The organism is Arthrobacter sp. AFG7.2 (assembly GCF_002892835.1).
GTDB lineage: Bacteria > Actinomycetota > Actinomycetes > Actinomycetales > Micrococcaceae > Arthrobacter.
Genome location: NZ_PJMB01000003.1, coordinates 118,868 through 131,511, shown reverse-complemented (window position 1 = coordinate 131,511; position 12,644 = coordinate 118,868). Strand labels below are relative to the sequence as shown.

Below are 12,644 nucleotides of genomic sequence, written 5' to 3'. Positions count from 1 at the left end.
TCGGCTTCGGACCGGCAGACCGGACTTTTCACGCGTGCTGCTCCTTCGTCGCTTTGACGCACGCTTTCGAAAAGCCCGGCTCCGCCGGCCCTCGAGGCTCGCTCACCTTTCGCGCGTCTTAAACTAACGCTCTCTCACCTGATGCGCCGTTTGACCAAACGCTCTCTCACTTTTCACACACGAACCTAAGGAAACACACCATGGCAAAAGTTGTTGCTGAACTGAAGTACTCCGCCGAGCACGAATGGGTTGCTGCTGACGGATCCGGCCCCGCCAACATCGGCATCTCGGCCGTGGCTGCCGAAGCCCTGGGCGACATCGTCTACGTGGACCTGCCCGAGGTCGGCTCCACCGTAACTGCGGGGGAGACCTGCGGCGAGGTGGAATCCACCAAATCGGTCTCCGACCTCTACGCCCCCGTCACCGGCGAGGTAACCGAAATCAACGACGACGTGGTCTCCGACCCCGCCCTGATCAACAACGATCCCTACGGCGCCGGCTGGCTCTTCAAGGTGGCCGTCACCGAAGAAGGCCCCCTGATGTCCGCTGAAGAGTACGCCTCAGCCAACGGCGGTGAGCTGTGAGCGCCCCGGCTGACGTGACCGCCTTCCAGCAGGTAGTCTCGCCGTCATTGGACGCGGATCTCCGGGCGCTGGACCCGGAGATCGCCGCAAAGATTGACGACGAACTCACCCGCCAGCGCGACGGCCTGGAGATGATCGCCTCCGAGAACCACACCGCCGTCGCCGTGATGCAGGCACAGGGCTCGGTGCTGACCAACAAGTACGCCGAGGGCTACCCGGGCAAGCGCTACTACGGCGGCTGCGAGCACGTGGACGTCGTCGAGCAGCTCGCCATTGACCGGATCAAGGCACTGTTCGGCGCGGAGTTCGCCAACGTGCAGCCACACTCCGGCGCACAGGCGAACGCCTCGGTGATGCACGCGCTGATCAAGCCCGGCGATACCATCATGGGACTCAACCTGGCCCACGGCGGCCACCTCACGCACGGCATGAAGATCAACTTCTCCGGCAAGCTCTACAACGTGGTGCCGTACGGCGTCCGCGAGGACACCCACACCGTGGACATGGCCGAGGTGGAGCGCCTGGCGCAGGAAACCAAGCCCGCTTTGATCGTGGCCGGCTGGTCCGCCTACGCCCGGCAGTTGGACTTCGCGGAGTTCCGCCGGATCGCCGACTCCGTGGGCGCCTACCTCATGGTGGACATGGCACACTTCGCCGGGCTCGTGGCCGCCGGGCTGCACCCGTCGCCGGTGCCGCACGCGCACGTCACCACGTCCACCACGCACAAGACCCTCGCCGGTCCGCGCGGCGGCATCATCCTGAGCAACGACGCCGACATCGCCAAGAAGATCAACTCGGCTGTGTTTCCCGGCCAGCAGGGCGGCCCGCTGGAGCACGTGATTGCGGGCAAGGCCGTGGCCTTCAAGATCGCCGCGTCCGCCGAGTTCAAGGAGCGCCAGGAGCGCGTCCTCGCCGGTGCCCGGATCCTGGCCGAACGCCTGGTCCAGCCGGACGTCACCGCCAAGGGCATCAGCGTAATCTCCGGCGGCACCGACGTGCACCTGGTCCTGGTGGACCTGCGCAACTGCGAGCTCAACGGCCAGCAGGCCGAGGACCGGCTCGCGGCCATCGACATCACCGTCAACCGCAACGCCGTACCGTTCGACCCCCGCCCGCCCATGGTCACCTCCGGCCTGCGGATCGGCACGCCTGCGCTGGCAACCCGCGGCTTCGGTGAGGCAGCCTTCCGCGAGGTTGCGGACATCATCGCCGAGGCTTTGACGGCCGACGCCGATGCGGACCTATCAGGGCTGCGTCACCGCGTCGAGACCCTGGCTGCGGCGCATCCGCTCTACCCGGGCGTCGCAAACCTGTCCTGAGCAGTGGTCACCCTTGCCCGGTGGGCCCGGCATCCTCCGCGTGCTCGGTCGCGAAGACGCCCGCTGAGCGGACGTGTCGCTCCCTTAGACGCACGCTTCCGGATACCGGTCCCACAGGGGCGCGGTCAAGGCACCTTAGGCACGGACACGAGTTCGCTGCCAGCACGGGCAGGAGCGGACAACGTGTGTGTTGTTTCCTTCCGCACATGCCGGGTCGCGGAGGTTGTCTCCTGCTTGCCCTGTCGCATTGGTGACGGAACCCTGGGTGGCTGGGGGATTCCGGAAGCGTGCGTCAGAGGCGAGGAACGAGCCAGCACGCGGAGGAATTCCGCAGCCACCCAACCAAGCCAGCCACGCCCCTCATCACAGTTATCAGTAAGGAATTGCCATGGCAGTCGGCGTTTTTGATCTTTTTTCGATCGGGATTGGTCCTTCGTCTTCTCATACTGTGGGGCCGATGCGGGCTGCTGCTGTTTTTGCTGAGGAGTTGAAGGGCTCCGGTGTGTTGGCGAAGGTGGCGTCGTTGCGGGTGGACCTGTACGGGTCCCTGGCCGCGACGGGCCATGGCCATGGCACGATGACTGCGGTCCTGCTGGGGTTGGAGGGGTTTCATCCGGAGTTGATCCTGCCCGATGAGGTGGAGGAACGCCTGGCGGCGATCGCGGAGACGGGCCTGCTGCAGCTGGCCGGTTCGGTGGCGTTGCCGTATGGGGTGAAGGACATGGTGCTGCGGCCGTTGACGGTCCTGCCGCGGCACACCAACGGCATGACGTTCACGGTCTCCGACGCCGGCGGCCGGGTTCTGCACACGGCGACGTTCTTCTCGGTGGGCGGCGGGTTCATTGTCCGCGAGGGCGAGGAAGACGCAGCCCAGCAGGAGCTGGAGGAGTCCAAGAAGGAACTTCCCTTGCCGTTCCGGACGGCCGCGGAGTTGCTGGAGCACTGCCGGGAGACCGGCCTCGGTATCAGCGACGTGATGCGGGTCAACGAGGAGGACAGCCGCACCCCGGAGGAGATCCGCGAAGGCCTGCTGCATATCTACTCCGTCATGGAGGGCTGCGTGGCCACGTCCCTGAAGCGTGAGGGTGTGCTGCCGGGCGGGTTGAAGGTCCGGCGTCGGGCGCCGGACTGGTATGACCGGTTGCGGAAGGAATCCGCGCGGCCTGCCGGTGACAGCCAGGACGGGGACACCGGGGATGCTGAGTTCCATGATCCGAAGTATTGGCAGGAGTGGGTTAACTTGATCGCCCTGGCGGTGAATGAGGAGAACGCCTCCGGTGGGCGGGTGGTGACTGCGCCGACGAACGGGGCGGCGGGGATCATCCCTGCGGTGTTGTATTACGCGCTGCATTTCGCGCCGGGCATGGACAAAGCCACCCAGGAGGACCGGGATGACGTCGTCGTCAGGTTTTTGCTGGCCGCGGCCGCTGTCGGGGTGCTGTACAAGGAGCAGGCGTCGATTTCGGGGGCCGAGGTGGGTTGCCAGGGTGAGGTGGGGTCGGCGTCCTCGATGGCCGCGGCCGGCCTGGCCGAGGTGATGGGCGGGACCCCGGCGCAGGTGGAGAACGCCGCGGAGATCGCGATGGAGCACAACCTGGGCCTGACCTGTGACCCGATCGGGGGACTGGTGCAGGTGCCCTGCATCGAGCGGAACGCGATTGCTGCGGCGAAGGCGATCAACGCTGCGAAGATGGCGCTCTGGGGCGACGGGTCCCACCGGGTCTCCCTCGATGAGGTCATCGTGACCATGCGGGAGACCGGCAAGGATATGAGCTCCAAATACAAGGAAACGGCCATGGGCGGCCTCGCCGTCAACGTCGTCGAATGCTAAAGGAAGTACAGAAATGACATTGGCACCTGAAGGCCGGAAGCTTTTGCGCGTTGAACAGCGCAACTCTGCTGTTCCGGTGGAGCGTAAGCCGGAGTGGATCAAGGCCAAGGTCCAGATGGGCCCGGAGTTCGTCCAGCTCAAGAACCTGGTGAAGAAAGAGGGCCTGCACACGGTGTGTGAGGAGGCCGGCTGCCCCAACATTTTTGAGTGCTGGGAGGACAAGGAAGCCACCTTCCTGATCGGCGGGTCCGAATGCACGCGGCGGTGTGATTTCTGCCAGATCGATACCGGCAAACCCTCCCCGGTCGACAGGTTCGAGCCGACCAAGGTGGCCCGGTCCGTGCAGGCGATGCAGCTGCGCTACGCCACCGTCACCGGCGTGGCCCGGGACGACCTCGAGGACGAGGGCGTATGGCTGTACGCCGAGACAGTCCGGAAAATCCACGAACTGAACCCCGGCACCGGCGTTGAGCTGCTGATCCCGGACTTCTCCGGCAAACCCGAGAACATCGCCGCGATCTGCGACTCCAAGCCTGAGGTGTTCGCGCACAACGTCGAGACCGTGCCCAGGATTTTCAAGCGGATCCGGCCGGCGTTCCGGTATGAGCGGTCCCTGGATGTGATCACGCAGGGCCGGAACTTGGGCATGGTGACCAAGTCCAACCTGATCCTGGGCATGGGCGAAACCCGCGAGGAAATCTCCGAAGCACTCCGGGACCTGCACGAGGCCGGCTGCGACCTGATCACCATCACCCAGTACCTGCGACCGTCCGAGCGGCACCTGCCGGTGGACCGCTGGGTCAAGCCGCAGGAATTCGTGGACCTCCAGGACGAGGCCACCGAGATCGGCTTCCTCGGCGTGATGTCCGGCCCGCTGGTCCGCTCCTCCTACCGCGCCGGCCGGCTCTGGGCCACCGCGATGCGGAAGAAGGGCTGGGAGATCCCCGCAGAACTCGCCCACATCGAGTCCTCCGGCACCACCCGCCAGGAAGCCAGCTCACTGCTCGCCGCCTCGGCCTGATGGCGTATCAAGTCCAAAGCTGATATCCCACAACACTGATGACCAGACAGGACCAATGATGTTCCCCATCAGAATTGAGATCATCCCTTCCGAGGGAATTGTTGAGCAGGTCCGGGCCCTGGTGCCCGCGACCACAACCCTCAGCGTCACGTGCCTGCCCCACCATGGCATCGAACGCACCATGCGTACGGCCGTGGAGCTCAGCGACGCCGGCTACACCGTGATCCCGCACCTGGCCGCCCGGAGCATCCGCAGCCGCGCCGAACTCACCGGGATCATTCGCGGCTGTGATGCGGCAGGGATCCGCGAGGTGTTCGTGATCGGCGGAGATCGGAAACAGCCGGCCGGCGAGTACGAATCAGCCCTGCCGGTCCTCGAGGACATCGCCCAGTACACCAGCGGCCTGATGCGGGCCGGGGTGGCAGGCTACCCGGAAGGCCACCCGGCCGTCAGCCCGCTCGACCTGCTGGACAGCCTGCTGGCCAAGCAGCACCTGGCTTCCCACGTGGTCACCCAGATGTGCTTCTCTGCCGAAAGGATCCACGATTACGCCGCGCTCCTGCGCCGCGAAGGCGTCCACCTGCCCGTGTGGGCGGGCGTGGCCGGGTCCGTCCCGCGGGCCAAACTGGTGGCACTTGCCACGCAGATCGGCGTCGGAAGTTCCCTGAAATTCCTCAGCCGCAAAGGGCCGCTGGCACGCAAACTCCTCAGCGGAGACCGTTACTCCCCGGACGCCTTGGTGGCCGGGCTCGAAAGCCAGCCGGACAGTATCGCCGGCATCCATCTTTACAGCTTCAACAGCCTGGACGCGGTCCGCAGCGCAGCGGCCGCTTCTTCCCCTTCCGCCCTCCAGACAGCATTGATTCGAGGAGCAGCACGTGACAACTAACCCTGTACTTTCCCAGGAGCCGCATCTCGAGCGGCAGCTGACCAACAGGCACATCCAGCTGATCGCCATTGGCGGCGCCATCGGCACCGGCCTGTTCATGGGCTCGGGCAAAACCATCTCGGCGGCCGGACCGTCCGTCATTTTCGTCTACATGATCATCGGCTTCATGCTGTTCTTCGTCATGCGGGCCATGGGCGAACTGCTGCTGAGCAACCTGAACTACAAATCCTTCAGCGACTTCGCAGCGGACCTTTTGGGCCCCTGGGCGGGCTTTTTCACCGGCTGGACCTACTGGTTCTGCTGGGTGATCACGGGCATTGCAGACGTGATCGCGATTGCCGGCTACTCCAAGGAGCTTTGGCCGGGCCTCCCGCTGTGGATTCCGGGTTTGTCCACCGTGGCCATCCTCCTGCTCCTGAACCTGGTGACTGTGAAGGCGTTCGGCGAGACCGAGTTCTGGTTTGCCCTGATCAAGATCATTGCCATCGCGGCGCTGATCATCGTGGGTATGTTCATGATCTTCACGGGCTTCGAGTCCGACGCCGGCCCTGCCACCTTCACGAACCTGTGGAGCCACGGCGGCATGTTCCCGAACGAGTTCATGGGTTTTGTGGCCGGCTTCCAGATTGCGGTGTTCGCGTTTGTGGGCATCGAACTGGTGGGCACCACCGCTGCCGAAGCCAAGGACCCGGAAAAGAACCTGCCCCGGGCCATCAACTCAATTCCCATCCGCGTGCTGCTCTTCTACGTGGGTGCACTGATCATCCTCATGTCCGTCACCCCCTGGACCCAGTTCCAAGCCGGCCACAGCCCGTTCATCGCCATGTTCTCCCTGGCCGGCCTCGGCGCGGCAGCAACTGTGGTGAACCTGGTGGTGCTCAGCTCAGCAATGTCATCGGCCAACTCCGGCATCTACTCCACCTCCCGCATGGTCTACGGGCTTGCGCAGGAGGGGGACGCGCCGTCGGTCTTCCGCAACCTGTCCACCCGCAAGGTGCCGCAGAACGCCCTGTTCCTGTCCTGCGTCCTGCTGCTCTCCGGCGTCATCCTGATGTACGCGGGCCAGGACATCGGCAAGGCCTTTGAGATGGTCACCACCGTGTCCGCCGTCTGCTTTGTGTTTGTCTGGTCCATCATCCTGGCCAGCTACCTGGCCTTCCGGCGCCGCCGCTCACACCTGCACGAATCATCCAAGTACCGGATGCCCGGCGGCGTGCCCATGGTGTGGGTGGTGTTCGCGTTCTTCGCCTTCGTCCTGTGGGCGCTGACCACGCAACCGGACACCCTTCTGGCCCTGTTGGTCACGCCGGTGTGGTTCCTGGTGCTCGGCGCCGCATGGCTGGTGCTCCGCCGTCGCCCTGCCCACCTGGCCCGCTACGCGGCCTTCAAGTCCGAGCTCGCGCAGGACCTGGACACTGAGGCAGCGGCCGTCGGCCGGGATTTTGACGGAGTGAAGAAATGAGCACGTCACTGGAGACGCCCGTCCCAAGCCCTGCCGCAGGTGCCGTTGCATCGGAACCCAGCACCGCCGTCGAGCATGTCCTGACTGTCGACTGCGTGGAGTCTCCCGGGATTGTCCACGCAGTCTCGGAGTTCCTGCTGGAGCAGGGCTGCGACATCATCGACATCAAGCAGTACGGCGACAAGGCGCAGGGCCACTTCTTCATGCGGGTGCACTTTGCCTCAGGGCAGGAGCTGCAGGCTACCGAAGACCTGCGCCGCAGCTTCACATCTGTTGGGGAAAAGTGGCAGATGAACTGGCAGCTGGAACCGCACGGCCGGAAACGCCGGGTGCTGGTGATGGTGTCCAAGATGGGGCACTGCCTCAACGACCTGCTGTTCCGGGCACGCACCGGGGACATCCCGGTGGAGATTGTCGCCGTCGTCTCCAACCACCGCGACCAGGAGGGCCTGGTCCAGTGGCACGGCATCCCGTTCTTCCACGTGCCGGTCCCGAAGGACACCAAGGCCGACGCCGAGGCCCGGCTGCTGCAACTTGTGGACGCGTTCGACGTGGAACTTGTGGTCCTGGCCCGGTACATGCAGGTGCTCAGCGATGAGCTGTCGGCCAGGCTCAGCGGCCGGACCATCAACATCCACCACTCGTTCCTGCCGAGCTTCAAGGGCGCGAAGCCGTACCACCAGGCGTACGAGCGCGGCGTGAAGACGGTCGGTGCTACCGCGCACTACGTCAACGCGGAGCTGGATGAGGGGCCGATCATCTCGCAGCAGGTCATCGAGGTGGACCACACCTATACGGCCGATGACCTGGTGGCCGTGGGCCGGGACGCCGAGTGTGTGGCGCTGCGGAACGCCGTCCGCTGGCACTGCGAGGGCAGGATCCTGCTGCTGGGCAACCGGACCGTCGTCCTGCGTTAGGCAGGCGGCTTCACGAACGGGAGCGAACGACGGCGGGACGCACCCGTCGTCGTCCGTTTTCCTTCAGTAGCGGCGGCCAGGTTGTTGACCCTTCACCAGCAATTGGCCACGATGAAGTATGACTGACTCAGCCGGTACCGCAGATGCCCCCTTCGACGACGACACCACCGACGAGGTTGACGGCGTGGAAACTGCCGAAAGCATCGCCGAAGAGGTGCGTGACGAGATCCGCCTTGGCCACGTCCAGGACGACGTGAGCCACGTGCTGGAGGAACGTTTCGATGAGGCGGGCATCAGCCTGCGGCCCGAAGCCGTGGACGACCTCGCCGAGGAAATCGAAAAGGACGTCTCAACCTGAAATTAGCGGACCGTGCGGGCCGGAAACGGCGGATAACAACCTGGATTAGTGCGCTGGCCGTGTTGGGCGCATGGCTTTCCCAAGTCATACCGGTGATCCAGGTGGCCCGCACTTCCGGAGTATTGAGTCCCGGCGGGTGGCGAAGCGGCTAAGGCCAGTCCGCAAGCCTGAACTGGACGGGCTGCCGCAACCCGAGCAGGAGGTCGCCGGTCCACTCGGCGACGGTACGCTGCCGGCCTTCCAGCGGGTCCGGGACGGACGGCTGCTGGACGTCCTCGTTGGCAGTTTGCGTACTGTCGTTTGAGCTTTTCACATATCCCCCTTGGCGAGCCTGTGAAGCAACCCTAGGCAGGCGCAGGCGGCAGCGGAAGAGGGTTTATCTACCGACGGGATAAACTTCGCAAATCTTGAGGAAATGACGCAGAAAGCAAGCGGGCGACGGCGGGAGGTCCCGCCGTCGCCCGCTTGCTCGGCGATTAGTCCTCGTAGGTGTTGGCGATGTAGACATCGCAGGGGGCGTTGTGCGCCACACTGTTGGCCACGCTGCCCAGGAGCCGGCCGATGCCGCGCATCCTGCGGTTGCCCACAACGATCAACCGGGCGTCGAGGCGCATGGCTTCCTTGATCAGGGCGTCGGCCGGCTTGCCGCGGGCAGCGAAGTGGCTGATCTCCATGCCGGGCTTCGCGTCCGCCAGAGACTTGGCGACGTTTTCGGCGGCGTCCGAGTTCCAGACCTTCACCTCGTCCGAACCGACCCCGAAGGTCTCGGAGCGGTCCACGTCAAAGGCGGTAACAATGTGAAGCGAAGCTCCCAGCGATTCCGCGAGGCCCAGCGCCATTTCCGCAGCTTTCCTTGCCGACGGGCTGCCGTCCACCCCTACAACAACTACTCCACTCATTCTTTGCTCCTTCACTTTTGGTCCGTGGTTTCAGCGTCCACTGGCCAGTCTAAAGAACTTCACCCTGAAGACCCCTGAAGACCCCACGTCATCCTCCTGATCGCTCAATGCTGCGGGAGCTGGAAACGGTCCCCACCAGCGGAATGACGTCCAGCCGCGCTCCCGGCCCCACAATCACCAGGACGTGCGGGGCCGTGACACCGTCCAGGGCGGCTGCCACCTGGCGGGCTGCTTCCGCGGTGAAGGTGCCGGCGGAGGGAGAAGCTTCCCCCGCGGAACCAGCGCGTGGCACCGGAAGTGCCGGGCCGCCGTCGTCCGCCCTCAGCCAGAGGGTGACCCTGGCACCGCCGGTGGCTTCTGCAACGCCCCGCGCCAGGGCGTCGCCGTCCGTGTGGTTCCCGACGACCAGGGTGACCTGATCGAGGGTCCGCCTGGCAGGCTCGGCGGCCGCAAGAAGGGTGCGGTCGTGCCGCCAGAGGGCAAAGTGGTAGCCGGCCACAAGGCCGGCGGCTACCAGGAGCCCGAACGGTGCGCGGATGCGGTCAAGGAGGCTGCCGCCGGTAACGTCCCCGAGCAGGAACTCGAACACCCGGTAACCGATGACCAGGAGCGTTATGAGGGCAACCACGGCGCTGACGCCGAAGAAGGCGATGAGGTAAACGCGCCGTCCCGGCGGAATTGTCCCCGCGGTCTGCGGCTGGTCCCTGGGGTTCCACGCCAGCCACCACACCGGCCCGCCCACCAGGAGTGAACTGATGCCGCCAAGGAGCAGGGTCCGTGTGGCTCCTCCTGCCAGTGGCGATACGGCGGCAGCAAGCAGCGCGTTCACAACAACGCCCACACCCGAGGCGGCTGCCGCAAGGGCAACCGCAGAGGCGACCAGGGCGCTTGCCCGCGTGGTGCTGGGGGAGCGCCGGATGGACGCCGTGCGGTGGTACCGCCACACCAGTGCCCCCACAAGTGCCGCAGCAAGCGCCGGAGCCAGCGGCTCGAGGAGCTCGTTCATGGGGTTGTCGCGGTCGAACGCCAGGCGCAGCAGCACAAACAGCACCACGCCGGCCCCGCCAAGGGCAGCTATGCCGGCGGCGAAAACCCCGACGATGACCATGATGCTGTCCACGAGACTGGTCTGGAAGCGGCGCCCGCCTTCCTTGAACCAGTGCCACCACCAGACAAAGGTTCCGCCGGCCGCCCACACCAGTGAACGGAGGACGGAATACCACCACGGTTCAACAGTCACCGTCAGCGGAAAGCCGCGGATTGCGACGTCAAGCAGGCCGCTCAGTGCAGCGGTTCCGGCACCGGCGCCGAGCAGCAGGCCAAAGACTGACCCGACGACGGCACGCACGTCGTCCAGGTGGGCAGTGGGCTTCCCGGGGTGCTTCCACATCCACCGGTGCCACAGCCAAATGGCAGCCCATACAACGCCGTTGGCAAGCGCGGGCGCCCAATCACCGTCGCGCCGGCCGATAAGTGACGCCGCCATGCCCAGCAGTGAGGTGGTAAAAATGATGAGGGAAACGCCGTACATGGCGGTGATGTACAGCCCCCAGCCCGCAGAGGTGCGCTCCTCCACGTCGTCGAGCCTTCGCCACACAAACCACCACAGAACCAGCGCGAGCGGTCCGCCGATCAGGGTGAACGCCAGGGACAGGGCGAGGCCGCCCACATCCCTGGATGCCAGGACAGAACCTGACGTGAGCAGCCGCTCCAGCAGTCCGCTGAGGCCGCTGGCCGCGATCACCACCAGGGCAAACAACAGGGCGTACTGGATCAGCCGGCGCAGGGTGACCTGAGCAGGCCCCGCCGAGGGGATTCGTGCCGGCGCGCTCACGGTTTCACCGGCGTTCCGCTGCACGCCATCAGCGTGTAGGGTGCCTGGCTGATCTTCCAGTTCCCGTCTTCCTTCACCAGCGAGAAGGCGTCCTCCATTTCATACTCGGATGGGCCAAAAGGTCCCTCCTGGGACGAATTGACGATCGAGACCCGCACAGTGGCGGACTGGTCCCGCTCCGACGTCGATACCAGGACTACCCGCGCGGGCCGGGGCTCACCCGGAAAGGCGCCGCGGCAGATGGTCCTGGCAGATTCCGTGAGGTACGTGTCGGCAGTGGCAACGTCGCCGTCGATCACCGCAGAGCTGTACCGCTGGACAACTCCCGCCGGGCTGGCCTCATCCAGTGGAGCCGGATCCCCGCGGGAGAACACCACGGCCAGGGCCACCACCACTAGCAATCCGATGACGCCAAGCAGCACGAGGAGGATACGGTCCGGTTTTCGCGCTGCGTCGGTCATGGCGCCAGTATGCACGCCCGGACGCAACTTCCGCAGGTGTCTTTAGGCCCTGGGTGCAGTAATCAGCGGCGCCCGGGTTCAGCAGGCATAAGGCCACTGACTGTCGATGTCTGTGCCGGCAAGGGCCGGGAAGTGGCGGCTGATGCTGCAGAAAGAGCACGTGCTGGTGTACCCGGCCGCCTTTGCCCATTCGTGGGATTCCTGCAACCGGTAGTCATACCCGAAACCGAGCTTTTGGAGTTGGTTGAGTGCCTGGCTCGCTGCCTCCCATGAACTCCAGCGGCCGATGACGCCACCCTTGTCCTTGAAGATCACGTTGCACCCGCCGTCACCGAACTCAGCCATCGCGTGCATGCGGCTTGGTGGTTCTTTACCGCCGTGCACTGCCTTGTACTCATCCATCGTTGCCATGTTTCTCATCTCCTGGCCGGACGCATCATGGCCCGGTCCGCACTTCTACGTTTTGCCTGCAAAGGCGTTCCGGCCTCGCAACCTGAGGACCCGGACGGCGCCTCTCCAAGGGTGGCAAAGAACCCTCAGGCGCCTATAGGGCTGAAAGTCCCAGGTTGTGGCCGTGCGCAGCCCGCTGGCGGCGGTAGCCATCACAAAGAAGCGGACGACGGCGGGAGGTTCCGCCGGGTGCCACCCTCCAGCTCACTGCCCCTGCCGCAGGTGGTCCTGCAGGACATAGATGGTCCGTTGGGCGCATTGTTTGATGCGCCGCAGGTGGTCCGCCGCAAGTTGCGGCAGGACAACTGCAGGGTCCTCGGCCCTGGCGTCCCCGCGCAGTGCCTGTTCGAGGTCCGAAGCGAGGGCCGCCAGCCTTTCGGCCCCCACCATCTGGCTGGAGGTCTTGAGGCTCAGGACGGCATCCATGGCACCCGCCTGGTCTCCGGTGGTCAAGGCAAGGCGCACTCTTTGCAGCCGTAGGGGCATTTGCGCGATGAAGGCCTCAACGAAGACTTTCCAGACGCTGTCGTCGTCATCCAGTTCATCGCGCAACCGTTCCAGCACTGCAGGGTCCAAAAGGGGCGGGGCGTAGCCGTCCTGCTGCGTCATGACGGTGCCT

General features: G+C 65.2%; 14 protein-coding genes. 8 read left to right on the top strand and 6 right to left on the bottom strand.

All coding sequences use genetic code 11. The annotated features are described in order from the left end of the window. The first annotated feature begins 200 nt into the window (after positions 1-200). The 8 genes from gcvH (at position 201) to CXX84_RS07080 (ending at position 8,381) form a co-directional block, all read left to right on the top strand. Positions 201-584 carry a glycine cleavage system protein GcvH gene (gcvH, locus tag CXX84_RS07115; protein WP_102976007.1) on the top strand — a complete coding sequence of 128 codons (384 nt, stop codon included), beginning with the start codon at positions 201-203 and terminating at the stop codon, positions 582-584. Continuing rightward, on the top strand, positions 581-1,903 hold the full coding sequence (gene glyA / locus CXX84_RS07110; protein ID WP_102976006.1) for a serine hydroxymethyltransferase: 1,323 nt from the start codon (positions 581-583) through the stop codon (positions 1,901-1,903). Before gcvH ends, glyA begins: the two co-directional genes overlap by 4 nt. Positions 1,904-2,291: 388 nt before the next feature. Continuing rightward, positions 2,292-3,734: an L-serine ammonia-lyase gene (locus CXX84_RS07105; RefSeq protein WP_102976005.1), complete on the top strand. Its 1,443-nt coding sequence runs from the start codon at positions 2,292-2,294 to the stop codon at positions 3,732-3,734. A gap of 13 nt (positions 3,735-3,747) precedes the next feature. Next, a complete protein-coding gene (lipA, locus tag CXX84_RS07100) occupies positions 3,748-4,755 on the top strand; it encodes a lipoyl synthase (protein WP_102976004.1) in 1,008 nt (335 codons plus the stop codon). 55 nt (positions 4,756-4,810) lie between these two features. Beyond that, positions 4,811-5,644, top strand: coding sequence for a methylenetetrahydrofolate reductase (locus CXX84_RS07095; protein WP_102976003.1), 834 nt, complete (start codon positions 4,811-4,813; stop codon positions 5,642-5,644). Further along, positions 5,634-7,106 (top strand): D-serine/D-alanine/glycine transporter, encoded by a 1,473-nt coding sequence (gene cycA, locus CXX84_RS07090; protein WP_102976002.1) that lies wholly within the window; start codon positions 5,634-5,636, stop codon positions 7,104-7,106. The genes CXX84_RS07095 and cycA overlap by 11 nt, the downstream gene beginning before the upstream one ends. Next, positions 7,103-8,023 carry a formyltetrahydrofolate deformylase gene (gene purU / locus CXX84_RS07085; RefSeq protein WP_102976001.1) on the top strand — a complete coding sequence of 307 codons (921 nt, stop codon included), beginning with the start codon at positions 7,103-7,105 and terminating at the stop codon, positions 8,021-8,023. The genes cycA and purU overlap by 4 nt, the downstream gene beginning before the upstream one ends. A 118-nt stretch (positions 8,024-8,141) precedes the next feature. After that, entirely contained in the window at positions 8,142-8,381 is a 240-nt protein-coding gene (locus tag CXX84_RS07080) for a hypothetical protein (protein WP_102976000.1), read from the top strand. A gap of 148 nt (positions 8,382-8,529) precedes the next feature. Here the strand turns inward: CXX84_RS07080 and CXX84_RS19095 are convergent, their stop codons facing one another. From CXX84_RS19095 to CXX84_RS07055, 6 genes are all read right to left on the bottom strand, one after another. Next, positions 8,530-8,694, bottom strand: coding sequence for a hypothetical protein (locus CXX84_RS19095; protein WP_189337520.1), 165 nt, complete (start codon positions 8,692-8,694; stop codon positions 8,530-8,532). A 163-nt stretch (positions 8,695-8,857) separates the two neighbouring features. Then, entirely contained in the window at positions 8,858-9,280 is a 423-nt protein-coding gene (locus CXX84_RS07075) for a universal stress protein (protein ID WP_102975999.1), read from the bottom strand. An 88-nt stretch (positions 9,281-9,368) separates the two neighbouring features. Then, complete coding sequence (locus tag CXX84_RS07070; protein ID WP_102976246.1) at positions 9,369-11,114, bottom strand: DUF5671 domain-containing protein; 1,746 nt, start codon at positions 11,112-11,114, stop codon at positions 9,369-9,371. Next, positions 11,111-11,575, bottom strand: a complete 465-nt coding sequence (locus CXX84_RS07065) for a DUF4878 domain-containing protein (RefSeq protein ID WP_102975998.1) — start codon at positions 11,573-11,575, stop codon at positions 11,111-11,113. Before CXX84_RS07065 ends, CXX84_RS07070 begins: the two co-directional genes overlap by 4 nt. A gap of 78 nt (positions 11,576-11,653) precedes the next feature. Next, positions 11,654-11,986 (bottom strand): hypothetical protein, encoded by a 333-nt coding sequence (locus tag CXX84_RS07060; protein WP_102975997.1) that lies wholly within the window; start codon positions 11,984-11,986, stop codon positions 11,654-11,656. A 243-nt stretch (positions 11,987-12,229) separates the two neighbouring features. Further along, positions 12,230-12,634 carry an Hpt domain-containing protein gene (locus CXX84_RS07055; protein WP_102975996.1) on the bottom strand — a complete coding sequence of 135 codons (405 nt, stop codon included), beginning with the start codon at positions 12,632-12,634 and terminating at the stop codon, positions 12,230-12,232. Between the last annotated feature and the right edge of the window lie 10 nt (positions 12,635-12,644).